This is a genomic window from Polyangiaceae bacterium, from assembly GCA_020633205.1.
In the GTDB taxonomy this organism is placed as follows: Bacteria; Myxococcota_A; Polyangia; order Polyangiales; family Polyangiaceae; genus JAHBVY01.
In genome coordinates this window covers 984,594-1,002,737 of the sequence record JACKEB010000011.1, presented here as the reverse complement: position 1 = coordinate 1,002,737, position 18,144 = coordinate 984,594, and the positions used below count along the sequence as shown (strand labels likewise).

Below are 18,144 nucleotides of genomic sequence, written 5' to 3'. Positions count from 1 at the left end.
TGAGTTTTTGTGCCAAAGCGTGAAGTCCGCTCAATCCTCGAGCCGCCCCTTTGGTTGCACTCCAAGGACGAAGATTCATGAGCGGCCCTTAAGTTTCCCACACGGGTTTTCCGCGTCCGTTCACACGAGAAAGGCGGAACCCTCGGCCAAATCTGAGCACTCAGATTCAAGCCAAGGGCTCGCGCGGCCGTAGTCCCAGCCGAAGACTATGCAGATGCGCCTCCCGTCCCTGGTCACCGTGCTGCTCGGAACGGCGAGCTTGCTAGCCTCCAGCGTTGCACTGGCAGAACCAACCCGGAGCTACCCCCTGCCCGAGCCCAGCGCGGCGCCCGAGCCGAGTTCACAGAGCTTCGCTCCCCGGGCGGCAACTCAATCGCCGGCACCTCAGGCTCCCGCCGCAGCGCCTCCCCCGGCGAACTACTACTCCGGCTACGCGTATCCCCAGGGATCCTCAGGCAGCGGGTACACGGACTACTCGGCGAGCAGCTACTCGGGACAACCGACCCAGCAATGGCAGCAAGCGCCAGCTCAAGGTCCGGTCGCGGATCAGCCCGGCGCCACTCCTGAGCCTGACGATGCGAAGCGCGGACCGTCCAGCGTGAGCATCTCCCTGAGCCTACTTCACCTGATCGGGCCGCTTGCCGAGGGCACGCTGGAGCTGCGCCCCTTCGACCACGTTGGGATCGCGGGGGTACTGGGGCGCGGCAACTTTACGGTCGACGGCACCGACTACACCGTATGGGAGTACGGTGGCCAACTGAACATCTACTCCAGCGCCTTCGATGGCCTGGCCATCACCGGCGAAGTCTTCCGATTTTCAGGTGAGGGTGAGCCGGAGCCCGGAGTCAAGGGTAGCGGGCGCGGCACCCTACTGAGCGGCCTCATCGGCTACAAGGGCATCACGACCGCTGGCTTCACGCTGATCATTCAAGGCGGCTTCACCCGTGTCCTCGCGGAAGTGACTGCCGAGCACCCGCAGCTCGGTAGCGCGAGCGAAGATGCCTCGACCTGGCTCCCGATGGCCAACCTCAACCTCGGCTGGACGCTGTAGTTCCCTCACCCCCAAACCCGCACGCGGCGATTTCAGCGGTCGCGCCTACTTGAGCGCGTAGTAGAGGCTCTGGGACACCAGGCGACTGAGGTTCGCCTCGTCGAGCCACGGGAAAGCTTCTAGCAACGCTTGGCGGCTTGCATCCGCGGCTGCGCTCCCCTCCAAGCCGTGGCGCTTCAGGGCTTCGCGACCGAGCTTCAGCGCGTGGTCGAAGACGCGCTTCGCGTCCGCCTGACAATCATCGAGCTGCGCCTGTGTTAGATCCGGACGGATCTGTGAGAGGCGCTCCTGAATGGGCACGAGCCAGTCTTCGCCCCACTCAAGCGCCAGCCGAAGCGATAAGTTCGCTAGCTCTGGATCAGTTGGCGTATTCAGCGCTCGAACCACACGGCAAGCGTAGCCGAAGCTTGCTAAGCTCTGAACTCGGGCTGATGCAGAATCCGTACGCCGCACCCGAGGCCGAGGAGGCTCCGCCCGTCCTGCGCTTTCAGACGACGGGCTTCGGCGGCGTGGCGCTTGGCGGCGCGGCGGTCTTCGGCTGCGCTGAACTCCTTGTCGGCTTGGGAGCCGCGTTTCTAATCCCGGAGTCTCCGGCGTGGGTCACCGAGCTCGGGCAGAACCTGCTGGAGTTCGGCGCAATGTTCTCACTCGTTGCACTCGGACTGAGCGTGTTGGGCGTGGTCCCCTTCCTCCACGCGCATGCGAAGAACGCCTACGCGCTTGGGCTCACTGAGCGCGCGCCGACGAGCGCTCACTTCCTCGTGAGCCTGCTCTTTCCCGTCGGCTCGTTTAGTCCCGCGACCACGTCGCGCGAGCTCATGAAGGCCTTCGAAACGGAGGAGCGCTATCACGTGGCGCTCCTTCTGTGGTGGCCGCTGTTTTGGATCGCCGTCGCGTTCCATGTGCTCGCGGTGATCTCTTGGTTCGAGCCGTGCTTGATCGCCGGCTCGATCTGCGGCGTCATCTCCAGCGTGTTTGCGTTCAGTGTGTTTCGGGACATCGAGCGCAGCGTCCTGGCGAGAGTGCGTGGTGAGCCGCAAGCCTGATCGACCGCTGGATTCCGCGCAGAATCCCTACGCTGCGCCTGAGACTGAGGAGGCGCCGCCAGTCCTCGAGCGGCCTGCCTTCGAACCGACGCGGGCGGGTTGGGGGGCGCGCTTGGCGGTGGTGCTCACGGGCGTCGGCCACCTGGCGGTGGGCGTGGTTGGGGTCTTCGGCGTGCTCCACTTCGTTGAGCTGTACATTTTTCCAGTTCGGGCGATCTACTTGGCGGGCTTGGCGGTGCCTTGTCACGCACTTGGGTTGCTGCTTGGGCTCGGGGCGGTGCTCCCGTTCTTCCAGCACCTGACGAAGAACGCCCACGCCTTGAGTTTGAAGTCGCCCACCAGAGCACCTGGTGCGGCGGCGCTGGCATTCATTCCACCTTTTGCCGCGTGGCAACCAACGCGGCTAGCCAAGGAGCTTGCCGAAGGTCTCGGCGAAGAAGACAAGTACGCCGGTGCCCTGGCGGTGTGGTGGAACGCGTGGCTCGTCGCCATCGGGTTCTACATCGCCGCATGGTTCTCCCTGCACGGGCCTTCGCTACTGATCCTGGTGCTCTGCCTGGTGCTCGGCGGGTTCTTTGGCGTCGTCGCTTGTGTTTGCGCGTTCCGCGTATTTTGGAACCTCGAGATGGGCATGCGCGCCAAAGCGAAGCTACCCACCCGCGGTTTGATCTAGCGCTTCTCCACGCGCAGGGAGCGGAGCGCGTAGCCGCTGTTCGCCGTCGAGTCGGAGTCGAGGGACAGGTGATAGCCCCACTTGCCAACGAACTGCGCGTCGTCGATGTCCCACGTCAGCTCATGCCACTGGTCTGCCGCGGGCACCGTATTCCAGCCGTTCGTCCCGTGAGTGCCGGTGGTCGACTCATACTTGACGTTGAAGCCCGCGTTGGTCCCGGCGTTCAGCCGCCTAACTACCGCACGGATAAGGATGGGCAACGTGTCATACAGCATGAAGTTCGGGTCCACGCACACGGAGTACGCTGCACCCTGACTCAGGTCAAAAGCAGCCTCCCCAAACACATTCGTGATCGGGGGTGAGGCTAACAGGTGCAACCCTAGCTCACCGCCCGCGGCGCTGAGCTCGACGCCCGAGGCTGCGCTGTAGTCCCCTTCCCAAGGAAACGGCTTGCTCCTGTTCTGCTGCGCCTGGCTGAGCAACCCACTGAGTGCGCCGCGGACGATGCGTGGGCTAGCCCCGAGGCTCATGGACATCGCCATGCTCTCGGCGCCGGTGTTTGGCTCGACGAGCATCACCACCTCACCGAGGTCGACGCTCTCAGTCACGCCAGGTCGCGCCCACGCGACCAGCGCGCGGCCGCCTTTGGCGCTGTCGAAGACGAAGCCGTAGTGGGTATCGTTCAGCAACACCCAGCCGTGATACTTCGGGCGGCTCCCGAGCTCGGCGATGAGGGACGTCGCCGCGGTCAAACTGGGCCGCGGAGCACCGCCCTGGGCGATCAAGCCGAATGGTCCCGAGTCGCCGTCGATGCCTTCAAACCAGTGAATGCGAGCCACGCCTTGAGCCAGGCTCAGCACGTAGGATTTGATGAAGGTGTCCGCCTGATGTTCCGGTGTGATGCCGTTTTGCACCGGCTCCCCAAGCTCCGTGAAGATCACCGGCACGTCCTTCCGCGCGGCACTGCGCGCAGCGAGCAACTTGCGCACCGCCGGCACGGTCGCCATGAATTGCGCCTCGAAGCCGCGGTCCACGAGGCCCAGCGTCTCGTAGGGGTGAAGCGTGACGTAGTCGAAGTGGTCAGCCGCGCCAGCGAGCAGAGCCTGATCAAGGAAGTTCAGATGAACGCTGGCAGCGCACAACCCAACCTGGAGGGTCGGATCGAAGGCTTTCACCTCTTCGTACGCCGCCTTCACGATCGCGCCATAGCTCTCGGGTGTCTTGTCGGTGGAGAAGTTGGGTGGCTCGTTCCACACCTCCCAGTACTTCACGCGACCGGCAGCCTCCGTCAGTAGCCCCTTGATGTACGCTTTCCAGCCAGCGATATCATCCGCAGGGAAACTACCTCCCATCGCCAAGATGCCCGTGCTCTCGACTCCAAGCGCTGCGGCGTCCTTCAAGCGAGCATCGGTGTTTGCGCGGTCGAATCCGCGGATGCACTCGAAGCCAGCGGCTGAGATGGTCGAGAGCCAACCCAAGTTGAAGGACGACGAGTGAGAGGTCGCGATCCCCCAGGGGCTGCCATCGATCGCGCCAACTGGAGGTCCGGCGTCCACACCCGCGTCGCCACCAGCCCCAGCAGCCGCGTCGTGGGCAGCGTCGACGCCCGCATCGGCTCCTCCGCTGCCGCCGTTCCCTCCGGCACCACCGGACCCGCCGGCACCACCGGACCCGGAGCCTGTGCCCTCATCCGAAGAGCAGCCGAGCGCCGCCAAACCGACCAGTTGGACAAATTGCCTACGGGAATGGCTCATGGCGACGAGTTTCGTGGCGAGCGCGCCGCAGCACAAGGACGCAGCCAGCGAGCTGAAAAAAGCTCAGGTATGCAGCCTTCCCGGATGGAATCTCACCCCCAAAACAGGAAAAACTGACCACGGCCCTCCTTCGGGGCGCGCGGAGACACACAGGGGCAAGCTGCCCCTGCGGCCGTGCGACTACTTTGATTCCTCGAGGAATTGACTGATTCGCTCGGTCATCGCAGGCACCGCCAGAGGGAAGCTCATATGCCCGCCGTCGATCCAAAAGATGGGCGGCTTGTTCCAGCGCTCCCACTGCTTCTCGACCATCTTCGCGTCGATGTACACATCCTCCCGAGCTTCGATCCAGAGCTGCTTGTGCCGCTCGAGCTTCGGCTGGTAGTTCGTGATCCGCAGGCGCTCGAAGAGCTTGGTGCGCGCCGCGTGGTCGATGCCCCACTTCTCCAGGTCATGCTTCATGCGCCAGAGAATCGGCGCGTGTTCCACGGCGTCTTGCAGCTCGAGGTGACCGATGATTGGAATGATGAAATCTGGCAGCGGGTCCACACAGCCCGTGATCATGGTCAACGCACCACCCAAGCTGATGCCCGTGACGCCCACACGCTCGTAGCCGTGACCGCGCAGCCAGTCCATCAGGGAGCGCGTGTCGCACACCGCCTGGCGCACACCCTCCATCGAACGGACGAGATCAGCGGTCCAGAAGTACTCGCCACTGAAGAGAGCGCCGCGTGGGTTTCGCTTTCCGTGGAACGGCAACGACACATGCACAATGTCGATGGGCAGCTCCTTGGTCCACGCGCGAAACAGCGTTGCCTCCTCGACCCAGGAGCCGGGCTCGAGCCAACCGTGGACGTAGATCAAGCAGGTGGGGCGCACCTGCTTTTCCGGACGGATCCAGCGGGCCCAAGCCGTGAGGTTGCGCTTGTACTCCCCGCGGTGGCGCCTCGCGTACTTCGGGCACAGCACCTCGTGGGAGCTGGTCCAGCTCAAGGTGCTGGTGCGCAGCGCCTTGTCGACCAGGCGGCGCTCGACCTTCATGTCGGTGATCGGAGGCGGCTCCGGAAAGAGCTCCCCCGGCTCGTTGTCTAGGTACGGATCCAGGTCCGGGAGCGTGTTTTGCTTGGCGCCCCGGATGTGGAGCAAGCGGCTCATCCCGCCCACGACTTGGTCGATATTCCTGCCGTATCCCATGTCGCCGTGGTCTACCCCAAGCGGCGCAATCTGCCCCAAGAATCAGCGAAACCAGGCAAAATTTCCGGCGCTTCATGGGCATCCAGCCTGTTCGGGAGAGCGGAGAGAGGAGAGCGGGGAGAGGAGCGACGCGCGGTATCGCGCGACCGCTGGAAGAACAGGTCAGCTCGAAGCGGACTCGGCGGATCGAGATTCAAAGCGAGGCGGTGTTGGGTTACGCTTTTGAGTTCCCCGGGGATACATATGAGCCACTCGGTCATTCGCACTAGGTTGATGGGACTACTCTCGCTATTGCCGTGTTGTGCACCCAGCGCTACCGGTACCGCGCCGCAGCCAGCCCCACTTGCAGCAAGCGCGACCAGGGAGCCGGGTCGAGAGGCACCGAGGGAAGCCACCGCACCAGAACTTCCGGGCCGCGTGGCCTGCATGGACGCGACCAAAGCCAACGAGCCGCTGCTTGCCGCCGGGGCGAGTGATCGTGAGATTTGGGCGTGCTACGGCGGAGGCGGGGCAGACGCCACGAGCTGCGTGTTCTTCGACACGCACGGGTCTATTCTCCGCATAGAAAATGACCAGCAACTCTCCGAACAACTCGGTTTCATCAGTCACACCGTAGACGACGACCGGAGGCTCAACATCCGTGAGAAGGATGGCGCGCTCAATCTGTGCACGAACGTTTCAGAAGAGTGCCGCCCGCTGCCAGCCTCGATCCAACCGACCCCCGGCATCCTCCCGACCGTAGCGCTCTCCGCCGACCGGAGCCGTGCGCTGCTGCTGGCCTTCGAGTACATCGGTGACGACGCCCACGTGCGAACATGGGTCCTCAACTATCCCAAGCTAGATGTCATCACGACCCGGCTATCCCCACGGTCGTTCTATGCGGACTTTGGAGACTGGTATGCGATCTGGCCTGGCAGGTTCGCCATCCTCTCGGCGATCCTCTGCTGCGGTCCCGCCGGGCATACCTTGCTGGTGGATCCAAACACCGGTGAGTGGGAACGCTTGTATGGATATCGCGGGAGCGTAGCCCCTTTGGGGGGTTCGACCTTCACCATACTCGACGAGAAGCAGGTCAAGTTCGTGGACGTGGACACTGGGGAAACGAGGCTCGGTCCAACGCTGCCCGGGGAGCTACCCGAGGATCCGAGCGAGGTGGTGGCGACCCAAGTGTGGCCGAAAGGGCCTGCCCCCACTGAGGCGAAAGACGCGCTGATCGCGGTGGCGTTTCCCCCAGCGCTCGTCCACTTGAAGGGCCACAGCTTGGCGGGTGTGTCCCCGATCCCGCTGTGTAAGTCGAGCGCCGACCCGCCAGAAAACTGATACGCTGGGCGCGATGTTCGACAAGCTGGACTCCGAAGCACGTCTCCTTTTATTGCGCTTCGTGTGCGCGTTTGCCTGGGCGGATCTCGAGCTGAAAGAGGCCGAGGAGCGCTTCGTGCGCAACCTGCTCGAGAAGTTCGAGCTGGGCGAAGAGGAGACAGCCCAGGTGGAGGACTGGCTTATCACGGCGCCGTCTCCCGAGAGCGTCGATCCGAAGCTGATCCCTGCGGAACACAAGCGGATCTTCATCGAGGCCGTGCGCGCAGTGATGTACGTCGACGGCGATGTCGACGAAGACGAGCGCGCCTCCCTCGACGCACTGAAGACCGCGCTGGGCGCTTGACGCGCTGAACGGCCGACCCGCGCCGGGCGGCCGACGGCGGCACCGCCGTCAGCCCAAACCGACTTGGAACAACAGCTCAGTTGACGTGGGTCAGCCAGCCGGCGTGCTCGGCTGTCTTGCCGGTGACGACGCGGAGATAGGCGCGCTGGAAGGTCGCGCCGAACGTCTTTTTGCCGGTGCGGAACTCGATGCCGTCAATCTCACGCACTGGGGTGACCTCCGCCGCCGTGCCCGTCAGGAAGACCTCGTCGGCGCGGAGCATCTCTTCCCGGGTGAAAGACTTGACGGTGACCGGCACCTGAAGCTCCTGAGCGAGCTTCAACACGGTGTCGCGGGTGATCCCAGGGACGATCGAGGAGCTCTCGTCGTTCGTGTAGAGGTGGCCGTGGCGCACGAAGAAGACGTTCTCGCCGGTGGCGCTCGAGACGGTGCCATCGTGGTTCAACAGCAGCGCGTCGTCATAACCCCGATCAAGGGCCTCGTGAGCCGCGAGCACCGAGTTTGCGTAGTGACCACTCGCCTTGGCCATGGTCGGCAGCATGGTGTGATGGAACTTGCGCCAGGAAGATACCGTCACGCGAATCCCGTTCCGCAGCGCACCCTCCCCCAAAAATGATCCAAGCTCCCGCGCGGCAATGAAGGCGCGCACTGGGCACTCCCGCTTTGGCTTCAAGTCGATGGGGCCAGGACCGAAGAACGCCAAGGGGCGCAGGTAGCCGTTTTCGATTTGATTCTCACGGGTCACGGCGACAGCGCCATCCACCAGCTGCTGCTCGGAGAAAGGCACCACCATGCCGTACAGTCGCGCCGAGTGAAGCAAGCGTTGGATGTGCTCCTTCAAGCGGAACAACGCCGGCCCCTTATCCGTGGGGTAACAGCGAATGCCTTCGAACACTGCGGTTCCGTAGTGCAGAGCGTTGGAGTAGTAGTGAACGCTCATGGGCTCTGCCTCACGCAGCTCCCCATCCCACCAGATATGCCGCGAGAGCGTCTGCCCTGAGGGCCGCTTGGACAACGGCAGGGTGTCGTCCTCAGGAACCATGGTGAAGCTGGGCCATTCGTCGAGCGCGTTTTCCACGGGAGTCATCCCCCCGAGAATCACTCTCAAAACTGCGAGAGGTCAATCCCGCTCACGCGACTGCTAGCTGCGCGCTGCAATCGTCAAGCATTCCGGGCGTGCCCCAATCGCAGCTGACAAGCACCGCCGACTCTCGGTATGAGCCTGGTATGGCGGGGCGCACAGCTGCGTGGCTCTGGGGCGCAGCGCTCGCCGCGCTGATCCTATTCGCGCCTGGCGTCGCGCGAAGTGCCGAGGTGATCCCGCCAGGGCGCGAGGCGATCGTGCTCGCGCTGGTGCAGCGGGCGCTCGATGCCGGAGAAGCGACGCCAGACGAGAAGCTGAAGTACGACATCCGCATCGAGTACGACGTGGTGCGCGTGATGCTGACGGCACCAGACGACGTGGAGCTCGTCGTCCACGCTCAGCGCTGGGTAGAGAACGAGTTAGCGCCTGGCGTGGTGCTGAAGTGCGGCAGCGCTGCTTGCAGCGACGCTCAACAGGCACGCTGGAAAAGCTCTGCGGAGGCGCTCGCGCTGGAGCGAGATAACGCGCGCGACACGGTTTGGACGGACGTTCAGCCAACAGTCGCTCCCGACTCGCCGAAGTCTCAAGGTCCGCCTCGCGCCTTGTGGGTCGCGGTCATGCTGTTCGGGCTTGGCTGGCTGGTCGCCCACTCCGTTCGTTGCCTCAAGGAAATAGACTGGAGAGCGCGTCGTCGAGAGCTGCTCGTAGGTGCTTCTCTGTGCCTAGCTGCCACGCTGATCGCTCTCGCATTGACCGCTGCGCTGCCGCTGCACGAACACAACAGCTACGTCGCTCGAGCGGACTGCGCTTGGTCTTTGGACTGCTCCCGGGATCCCGCCGGCCCAGGCTGGGTCCCCGGTTTCTTCAAGGCCTATGGCCCGCTGCTGCATACCTTCCCCTATGGGGTAAGGAACCTCTGTCGGTTCACCCTGGTGGCTTCGCTGTTCGCGGCCCTGCTCGCTCGCCAGTGGCTCATCGGGTCCCTGCTCGCGCTGGGTTGGACTCCGAATGACGCGCGGCGCGCGGGGCTGTGTGCGCTGGCCGCGATGTGTCTGAACCCACTTTGGATCCGGGTCGCCGTCGCGGGCACGCCGTGGCCCTATGTCTTGGTCTGCCTGTTTGGCGCCGGGCTCGCGACAGCTGAAACCCAGCGCGGTTCCCGCGCAAACCGCCTTCTCGCTGGGGCCGCAGCGACCTGCCTGCTGTCCCTCGCCGTGAACTCGAATCTGGTCCTGCTCACTGCGTTGCCCCTCGCCTGGCTCGGACCCTCGATGGTCCGCAAAGGCACGCGCTGGTGGCTCCCTTCAGCGTGGCAGCTCCCGGCGGTCGCCCTCTTGGCAGGCCTGAGCTTGGAAGCGATTAGCATTTTCCGCGCAGCAATCTCACAGAGCGCCAACCCTCACCTCGAGCCTCGGGCGTATCATCTGTTCTTCGACGCGCGCTTTCTACCCCCGGCGCTCGGCTTGTTGATGCTGGTTGGCTTGGTCGTCGCCGCGCGTCGCCGTTCTTCACTCTGGGCGCTCGGCTATCTGGCGCTCGTCACCCATCCGACGCTGACGAACTACGCCGGAAGGACGCTCGGCACGAACTATCCCGTCAGCCTGATCAACGCCTTCATTGGCGAGACGTTCGCGGCGGTGTTCGTCGGCGTGGGTAGCGTTTGGCTGTTGCGCAAAGCCGCCGAGCGAAACCGTGAACGCCTCGCTCTGGCCTTGCTTGGGCTCGCGCTGTTGCTGCCGCTACCGTTTGCACGCGAGTCCTGGCGCTTTCTCACGGGCAGTCGCGTCGCTGAACGTGAGCTCGCTGCGATCTCTTCAGTGTTGCCGAGACTTCCCCGTCACGCACAGCTGCTGTTGCCGTCTCGCATCCAACCGATGGAGGGCGACGCGAAACCGCAAGGCGACCCGCTGGAGCTGCAATTCCCGGTCGGTGAATACCTGGCAAGCGAACACAGGCTCGGACGCGAACCAAAGCACCCGGTGCGACTCGACGAAGGAGATGAAGGAAAGAAGTCGCTCGACGACGTCTCCCAGACGTTGGTCTACGTGGGAGTCTCCCAGCGCAGTTTTTTTCGCACGGAAATGGACTCAGGAGTGGTGCCCGAGAGCTTGAACCGCAGCGAGCTCGAAGCGCTACGGCAGCGATTCGACTTCGTCCCGGTGGAGACCTTCGAGCTCACGCCGGCCCAGCACGAAGCGATTCCGTGGCGACTCGGCGCGGACCGAGTCGCCACGGTGGAGCTAGGCTTTTACTGGCTGAAACCTAAGGCGCGTTGAAGACGGTGTAACTGCCACCGGCGTACACCACCCACACGGCGAGATCCGCCGAGAAGGCGCCACCGCAGATCCCCACATCCACGTCGGCGTCAACGCCCAGTTTCAGCACACCCGTCGTCGAAATAGTGGTGAGCGCAGTTCCTTGGTTCAAGTTGTAGACGCCGAAGCGCGTCGCCGAGCCGCCTCCCCTTGGGCGGTAGCACGGATACAACTCCCCGGTGACCACGCTCTGCTGCGCATCCGGACGCATTGCCGCAAGGATATTCACTGAGACCCCTTGCCGGTCCGTGAGCGAAAAGCTCCCGAGCGCCATGATCCACACGGCGTGTCCGAACCTCTGGGGATTACTGAGGGTCATGGGACCCTCCACGCTGCCCATGTCGATGATGCCCTGAGGTCCCTGAACGCCTTGGAGCCCCTGGAAGCCTCGTGGCCCGGTTGGCCCCTGGATGCCTTGCAGGCCCTGTAGCCCCTGGGGCCCGGTCGCTCCCGCCGGTCCCTGGAGCCCCTGCAATCCTCGCGGACCCGTTGGGCCGATCGCTCCGGCAGGCCCCTGAGCTCCCGCCGGGCCAGCTGGGCCCGTCGCACCCCGGGCCCCGGTGGCTCCGGTCGCTCCCGTTGGCCCTGCAGGTCCTTGAGCTCCCGCTGGACCCTGCGCTCCGATGGGCCCAGTGGCGCCACGCGCACCGGTGGGTCCCATTGCGCCGGTGGGTCCCATTGCGCCGGTGGGTCCCATTGCGCCGGTGGGTCCCATTGCGCCGGTGGGTCCCATTGCGCCGGTGGGTCCCATTGAACCCGCAGTACCGGTCGGTCCAGCCGGACCCATCGGTCCTGCGGCGCCAGCCGGCCCGGTGGCCCCCATCGGCCCCGTCGGACCGACCAAGCCGCTGCTCGGCCCCACCCACTCTCCAAACTCGTTGATCACGAGTCCCCCGCCGACGCTCACAGTGTGGGGGGTGATGTCGCCAATCGCATTTCCGCACGTCAATGCATAGGGCACACTGGTCACCGGCTGTCGCGGCGTCATTTCTGCGTCACTCCCAACCTGCACCCCGAGGTACATCAGTGATCCATCGAAGAGCCCTGCTGGGAAAGGCGTCACGCTACCAAGCTGCACGGAGAAAAAGCCGTCGCTCAGCGCTACGCTCTGAGTCTCGGTCCAAAGCGGCGTCAGGCCGTCCGAGTCAGCGTAGAAGGTGAAGGTAAAGTCCAGGGTGTCGTTGATCGGCGCGCCAGCGGAGTCGAACAAGCGTCCTTGCTGAGTCAGCAAGTCGATCGGAACCTGAGCCGACGCCATGGAGCTGAAGCCGAGGGCGCCCGTAAGCGCCAACGCGCCGAGACAATGCTTGGGTTTCATTGCAGTCTTCCTTTTGCCTTCACTAAGTCGAGTACTTTATTGCCACGCGGAATCAAGTGCGCGTCACTGAGTCGCGCCAACCAGGCCCATGCGAAGCTGATAGGATGCGCTGGACATCACGCGGTTGCCGCCGGGCGCTTCGCCGAGGACCACAACTCCGGAGTAGTTCGGGGAGGACACCTGCGCGCCGGCGCTCGTCATGCCCATCCCAGGCGCCCCAGGAACGACTGGCTCTCCGCCGGTACCTGCCACACCTCCGGTGCCCCCGGTGACCGCACCGCCGGTGCCGCCACTAGGCATCCCGCCGCTGCCTGCCATGCCCCCGGTGCCTCCCGATGGCTGCCCGGCAACTCCAGCGCTGCCACCGGTTTCGCCGCCTGCGACCCCCATGCCACCGCCGGCTCCGCCGTTCTTTGCGTTCTTCTTGGTGTCGTCGCCATCGCAGCCGCCCAGCGCAAAACACAGCGCCAACAGCCCTAGGCCAAGCCCACGAGTCATGTCCCCAGGCTAGCGAAAGCCGAAAGGCGAAGCTTGAGCGCACCTTGAATGGACCCTGAATTCACCTACACCGGAGCCCCAACGCAAACGAGGCGCTCAGCACAACGTGCTGGCGCCTCGCCAAATGAAGCTGGCTGTGAACTCAGCGGCTCGCGACGTCGGAGCTGCTCGTGTCGTGGCCCATCTCGATCAACTGGGCGCGGTACACCAGCTTGCCGTCTTCGGTCATCACCTCGCCCCCCAGGTCGCGCCCATGCGCCGACTTGCTCGTGGTCACGCTGAGCTTCGCGGACTTCTCACCGATGCGTACGCGGTACTCCGTCCGCTGGCAGTCGACAGACTCGTCGCCCAGCATACAGGTCGTCTTCTCGCTGGCCACTTGCTCCTCATTCTCATCGGGAGCGAACATGGTGCGCGCCATCAGCGCCTCGTAGGCAGCCAGGGTCGCTGGAGACTCCTTTTCGCCGTTCAGCTCACTCACCTGAAGAATACGGCGAGGGTCCTTCGAATCCACGCGGAGACGTAGTGTCGACGCGTGTTTGCCTTGCTCCAGGCGAAAATCAACGACGAAGGCGTGCTTCTCACGCGCAATGACCCGCTCCGTCAGCGTCATCGGCTCCTTGGTGAACGTGCCGGTGAAGCGTTGCACGTAGTAGTCACCTACTTGCATCGTTCGAGCCTCTGGCTCTGCGTCGGCCGCCGGCATCGCGTCTTCGCTCGGAGTCTCCGGAGCGACTTCCTCCGCGGCGCCTGCTGCATCGGTGCTAGGAGCCTCGGGCGCGGGCGTCGCCGCCCCCCCACAAGCAACGATCAACAGAGATGCGGCACAGCAGGCGATGAGCGGTAGCTTCATGCCCCCCCTAAGCCAGAAGTCTGTCGCCCGGGCCAAGTTTCGCGCGCGGTTTTCTTCGCCGGCTCTCATCGCGAGCGGCGCGCTCTCCCCCCCCAAAAAACCACCCGATGCCGCGTAACCCTGCGCAGCCTAAGTGTTTCTACGCGGGTTTGGGGGTGAGGGAAAAGCCGGGCAGACGCACGCCAGGGTTGTTCAACACCCCGGAGAACTCCGTGCGGATTCGGTCCCCAATGTCAGCCATATAACGCGGGAACGCCACACTAGCTCCGGTCGCCGCGACACTCGCGCTGATTGCCGTCGCCCAGGCAACCGGCCCCATCGGTCGGCAACCAAAGAACTGGCTGACGAACGGCGTTTGAATGATCGAAGCAAGCAGCAACGCGGAGCCCATGCTCGTCGCCACGACCTGCGATGAGTAGCCACCGATGCGCATCGTCTGACCGAGCTGCGACCCCACCAGAGCCGCCAAGCCGATGGTGCGCGCCCGCGCCTGAGAGCCGGTGAATCGTCCCACTAACCACGCGGAACCGGCTCCCAGCGCCGTCACACCAGCGCGTGAAGCGATCTCCCGGTTCAGCGCGCTGCCGAGTGACGCTTCGGGCCCCTCCTTTGCAAGGCTCGATAACACCTCGGCGGAAGGCGGGCGCAGAGCAATCGCCATGGCAGGCACTACGTCGGTGAACAAGTTCACCAGGAGCAACTGACGTGCGTTGAGCGGTGGGCGGCCGTCGACCAGGCCCGCGCCGAGGGTGAATCCGATCTCGCCCAGGTTCCCACCAACCAGGATGGAGACGGCTTCGCGCACAGACGCCCAGGTCGCCCGCCCCTCCACGATCGCGTCAACCAACGTCTCGATGCGTTCGTCGGTTACCACCACGTCGGCTGCACGACGAGCCGCCGCGGTGCTGTGCTCGCCGAGCGCAATCCCCACGTCCGCCAAGCGAATCGCCGGCGCGTCATTCGCGCCATCACCGACCATCGCCACGACCTTACCCGCGCGCTGAAGAGCGCGCACGATGCGCACCTTCTGTGAGGGGGTAACTCGGGCGAAGACGCTGATCCTCCCGATGCGCGCGTCGAGTTCCTCCTCTGTCAAGTTGCCGAGCTCCGCGCCGGTCATGGTTCCGTCGGGAGACAGCAGATCGAGTTCCTTGGCGATCGCTTCGGCGGTCGACGGATGGTCGCCGGTGATCATCAACGTCTTCACCCCGGCTTGCTTGAGACCTTCCACCGCCTCCGCGGCGGTCGCCCTCACGGGGTCGGAGAACGCCAAGAAGCCGCGGAAGCTCAGCCCAACGAGTCGCGAAGCGTCCAGGTTGTCCTCGGTACCCGCGCGGCGCTCTGCAACCGCGATGACGCGGAGCCCGGCGCGGGCCATACGCTCGGCTTCAGCGTTCAGGCGCTTCGCCGTCACCTCGTCCAGAGGCACGCTCTGCCCCGACGTCGAGCGGCGAGTGCACGCGGGGAGGAGCACCTCTGGGGCACCCTTCACACTGAGCAGCGCGCCGCCCTCCACGCTGCTCGTTACCGCATGGTAACCGCGGCCGGCCTCGAAGCTCAGCTCGTGAGTCTTGCGCCAACCTTCAGCGCCGTAGTCGCGAGCCACGCCCAGGCGCCGCGCGGCGTCGTTCAGCGCCTCATCCAGCGGATCGTTTCGCCCAGCCGCGGCGCGGCGATCCGGAGTCGCACGCAGCGCTGCGGCCAGCACCTTGATGCGCGGGCCGCTCGCGCCGGTGAGCGGTTGCTGCTCGTCGCCGTCGCTAAGCGCCGTGAGGCGGACCTGACCTTCGGTGACGGTGCCGGTCTTGTCGACGCACAGCACATTCACGCGACCGAGCGCTTCCACGCTGCGTACGTTTCGTACCAGCGCCCCGCGCTGACTCAAGCGACGCGCGGCCGCCAACTGGGCAGCGGTAGCCAGGAGCGGCAAGCCCTCAGGCACCGCGCCAACGGCGAGACTCACGCCAGTGTCGACCAAGTCGGCGACCCGGCGGCCGCGCAACATGCCAGCGCCGACCACACCTGCACCCGCGGCTAGAGCCACGGGGCCGGTCAAGCTCATCAAGGAACGCAACCGCTGCTCGACACCGCCGACGCGATCTTTCCGAGCGGCAGCGCCACGCCGCGCCTCCGTCTCGTCTCCACACGCAACCACCACGGCCGTCGCTCGGCCTGCAGCGATTGACGTCTCCGCGTAGAGCATCGAGCGCCGATCAGCGACCTGTGCATCGAAGTTGACCCCGGTGCCCTTCACCACCGGGAGCGACTCACCGGTGAGCGCCGAAGCGTCCACCTCGAGGGACTCGCTGTCGATCACGCGACAATCCGCAGGCACCACATCGCCTGCCTGCAGCAAGACGACATCTCCCTGAACCAACTCGCGGGCGCTCACGTAGCTGGTTTGACCGCCTCGGCGCACCAAAGCGTGACGAGTCGCCGTGCGCGCGAGGTCTCGAATCGCGCGTTCCGTACGGAACTTCTGCACGCCACCGATCAGCGCGTTCAACCCCACGACGCCGCCGACCATCACGGCGTCCGCGGTGGAGCCGACCACCGCCGACAGTCCCGCGCCAGCAGCAAGCAGCGGCGCGAGCGGATTGAATAGCTCGTCCGTGATCGCCTCCACCAGCTCGACCGCGGCGGGGCGGGGTTCGATGTCGAGGCGCCTGCGGTTCATCACCTGCCGCAAGACGAGTCCAGTCGAACTCGAGCCAAGTCGGGCTAGCGTGCCTTCGGCGGTCAAGGAGTGCCACGGCGTGGGATCACGAGGCGGCGGCAGGGCGCGACGCTCGAGCGCAAACGAGTTGCGCAAGCCATTCGCCATCGAGATCAAGGTGGCCGTGTTCACGACGAACAGCACGCGACGGGTCGTGAGCGGGAGCAGGCCGCCGGCGGAGACGAGCGCACCCAGCGTCGCCGCACCAAGCGCGACGTTGACGCTCTGCTTGGAGACGGCACGCGCCGTGGGACAAGCTTCGATCAAGAACCGCACATCGCTCAAATCCTCGCGGCAAATGATGTGCGCACCCCAAGGCAACTTGGAGTCACCACGGCAAAGGCCGATCCCAACGTCTGCGGCGGCCAGTGCATCGCGGCTCTCAGTAGCCACAAGGCACACCACACGGCCCTCACGCTGCAAACGGCGCACGCCAGCGACCATGCCTTCGCCGGTAGTGATCACGTCGTCAACGTTCAGCCCCTGGAGCGAGCTCTCGTCGGCGTGGGTCAGCACCACGCGCATTTCCGCGGCGTGCGCGGCGGAGATCAGCTCTTCGACACCGGTCTGAGGCACGATGTCGAGCTCTGCTAGCGCGAGTACCTCGCCGCCCTTAGCCAGCGCGAGCACCAGCGCGCCCTTGTCCGCCCATTGGGCAGCCAGCTCTTCTTGCTCCGTCGTCGCCTCAGCGTCGAGCAGTCCCAGAGGGCCAAGGCGCCACTCGCCAGAGCGCTGGACGGCGACCGGCGCTTCAGGGTCGAACAGCTCTCGCGCCTGAGCGCGGACCTCCGCTGTCTCTAGAGAGTCGCTCTTCACGCGACCGAAGGTGAACTTGTCTTTCGCGACCAGATCCCCTTGAACGACCAAGCAGTCCACGCGATCCAGGCGGCGGACGGCGGTCGCATCCATGATCACGATTCCGCGCCCGCTGAGCACCCGCGCCAACTCCGAAGAGAACACTTCGCGCCCGAGGCGTGCGGGCTTGGGCAAGCCACCGAACAAGGCTGCGATCGCCCGCTGGACGTTGCGCGTCGTCACGAAGCTCAATACGAAACCGCCCAGCGAGACGAACCACGCGCGGTCCGCGTACTCCTCGATGGGTCCGCGCGGCAATGGAACTGGACGGGGATCGCCGTGGGAACGTTCAACGTCGATCTCCGCACGATCGGCGGTGAGCTCTAGGTGTCTCCGTTGCCAGGCGCGTTGACGGGCTCGAACCTCTCGCAACGCAGCCAGCTTGTGGCTCAACTCGACGAGCTGGGTACCCTTGCGCTGCGCCAAACCGCTCGCCAGCGCGCTCGCCAGGTTCAACACCAGGTCCGAGCGCTCGAGCCCGAGGCGCTCGTCGATCCCTCGGCGCAGGCGCGGAGACGCTTTGAGGACGCTGAGGATGGCTGCAGAGCTCGAACCGACCACGAACGGCTTCAATGGAGACACCGTCACCGCGGTCGCGAGCCCCAGGCCGGTTAAATCCGCGAGGATTTCTATGAGTAGCCGCGTCGCAGGCTCTTCGTCAGCGGGATGAGCGGCTTCGCTCTCGACAAAGCGCGCGCCGTCGACGCGCGCGACGTGCTCCGCCTCGCGGACCAAACCTTCAAGCTCCTCGAGCCCGAAGGCCTTGGACGCGAAGGCGAACACCACGCGGCGGGTGTGAGGGTTGACCTCTGCCCACTCGAGGTGCTGAACGTCCTGAGTGAGTCGCTCGATCGCCTGCGTGAAGCGCTTGAACTCCTCACGCCCAAGCTCGGGATATTCGACGTGCGCTCGGGTGTCGCTGAGCCAGCTGCGACGAGAACGATCCTTGAAAAGCGCAACGGCTGACCCCAGCAGCTCGGAAAATCGCATCACCTCGAGTCTTACAGGTGATGTCTGACGCCGTCGATACGAGTCGATCGACAGCGTCACAATCCGGGGTGTGCAAACACAAGTGCCGCAGCGCGGCGTTGAGCCTCGCTGCGGCACTCCATTTTTTGGGGAGC

At 65.0% G+C, this 18,144-nt stretch carries 14 protein-coding genes; 6 read left to right on the top strand and 8 right to left on the bottom strand.

Annotation, left to right across the window (positions count from 1 at the left end):
* Nucleotides 1-214: 214 nt before the first annotated feature.
* Nucleotides 215-1,051 (top strand): hypothetical protein, encoded by an 837-nt coding sequence (locus tag H6718_10955; GenBank protein ID MCB9585907.1) that lies wholly within the window; start codon nt 215-217, stop codon nt 1,049-1,051.
* 45 nt (nt 1,052-1,096) lie between these two features.
* Here the strand turns inward: H6718_10955 and H6718_10950 are convergent, their stop codons facing one another.
* Nucleotides 1,097-1,438, bottom strand: coding sequence for a hypothetical protein (locus H6718_10950; GenBank protein MCB9585906.1), 342 nt, complete (start codon nt 1,436-1,438; stop codon nt 1,097-1,099).
* Between the two features lie 20 nt (nt 1,439-1,458).
* Here H6718_10950 and H6718_10945 point away from each other — a divergent pair, with 20 nt between their 5' ends.
* Together H6718_10945 and H6718_10940 are read left to right on the top strand one after the other, a co-directional pair.
* On the top strand, nt 1,459-2,097 hold the full coding sequence (locus H6718_10945) for a DUF4328 domain-containing protein (protein MCB9585905.1): 639 nt from the start codon (nt 1,459-1,461) through the stop codon (nt 2,095-2,097).
* Entirely contained in the window at nt 2,081-2,770 is a 690-nt protein-coding gene (locus H6718_10940) for a DUF4328 domain-containing protein (GenBank protein ID MCB9585904.1), read from the top strand. Before H6718_10945 ends, H6718_10940 begins: the two co-directional genes overlap by 17 nt.
* On the opposite strand, the gene H6718_10935 is transcribed toward H6718_10940, so the two are convergent.
* Nucleotides 2,767-4,524, bottom strand: coding sequence for a hypothetical protein (locus H6718_10935; GenBank protein ID MCB9585903.1), 1,758 nt, complete (start codon nt 4,522-4,524; stop codon nt 2,767-2,769). The two genes, H6718_10940 and H6718_10935, sit on opposite strands and share 4 nt — an antisense overlap.
* A gap of 180 nt (nt 4,525-4,704) precedes the next feature.
* Complete coding sequence (locus tag H6718_10930) at nt 4,705-5,718, bottom strand: alpha/beta hydrolase family protein (protein ID MCB9585902.1); 1,014 nt, start codon at nt 5,716-5,718, stop codon at nt 4,705-4,707.
* A gap of 426 nt (nt 5,719-6,144) precedes the next feature.
* Here H6718_10930 and H6718_10925 point away from each other — a divergent pair, with 426 nt between their 5' ends.
* On the top strand, nt 6,145-7,038 hold the full coding sequence (locus H6718_10925) for a hypothetical protein (GenBank protein ID MCB9585901.1): 894 nt from the start codon (nt 6,145-6,147) through the stop codon (nt 7,036-7,038).
* Between the two features lie 13 nt (nt 7,039-7,051).
* On the top strand, nt 7,052-7,381 hold the full coding sequence (locus tag H6718_10920) for a TerB family tellurite resistance protein (protein MCB9585900.1): 330 nt from the start codon (nt 7,052-7,054) through the stop codon (nt 7,379-7,381).
* 76 nt (nt 7,382-7,457) lie between these two features.
* On the opposite strand, the gene H6718_10915 is transcribed toward H6718_10920, so the two are convergent.
* Nucleotides 7,458-8,468, bottom strand: a complete 1,011-nt coding sequence (locus H6718_10915; GenBank protein MCB9585899.1) for a branched-chain amino acid transaminase — start codon at nt 8,466-8,468, stop codon at nt 7,458-7,460.
* Between the two features lie 140 nt (nt 8,469-8,608).
* Here H6718_10915 and H6718_10910 point away from each other — a divergent pair, with 140 nt between their 5' ends.
* Complete coding sequence (locus tag H6718_10910; GenBank protein MCB9585898.1) at nt 8,609-10,741, top strand: hypothetical protein; 2,133 nt, start codon at nt 8,609-8,611, stop codon at nt 10,739-10,741.
* On the opposite strand, the gene H6718_10905 is transcribed toward H6718_10910, so the two are convergent.
* The 4 genes from H6718_10905 to H6718_10890 all read right to left on the bottom strand — a co-directional run bounded on the left by H6718_10905 (nt 10,728) and on the right by H6718_10890 (nt 18,010).
* Nucleotides 10,728-12,098 (bottom strand): hypothetical protein, encoded by a 1,371-nt coding sequence (locus H6718_10905; GenBank protein ID MCB9585897.1) that lies wholly within the window; start codon nt 12,096-12,098, stop codon nt 10,728-10,730. The two genes, H6718_10910 and H6718_10905, sit on opposite strands and share 14 nt — an antisense overlap.
* Before the next feature lie 63 nt (nt 12,099-12,161).
* Nucleotides 12,162-12,596 (bottom strand): hypothetical protein, encoded by a 435-nt coding sequence (locus tag H6718_10900; GenBank protein ID MCB9585896.1) that lies wholly within the window; start codon nt 12,594-12,596, stop codon nt 12,162-12,164.
* A 142-nt stretch (nt 12,597-12,738) separates the two neighbouring features.
* Nucleotides 12,739-13,449: a hypothetical protein gene (locus H6718_10895; protein ID MCB9585895.1), complete on the bottom strand. Its 711-nt coding sequence runs from the start codon at nt 13,447-13,449 to the stop codon at nt 12,739-12,741.
* Nucleotides 13,450-13,588: 139 nt separating this feature from the next.
* Entirely contained in the window at nt 13,589-18,010 is a 4,422-nt protein-coding gene (locus H6718_10890) for an HAD-IC family P-type ATPase (protein ID MCB9585894.1), read from the bottom strand.
* Nucleotides 18,011-18,144: the final 134 nt, after the last annotated feature.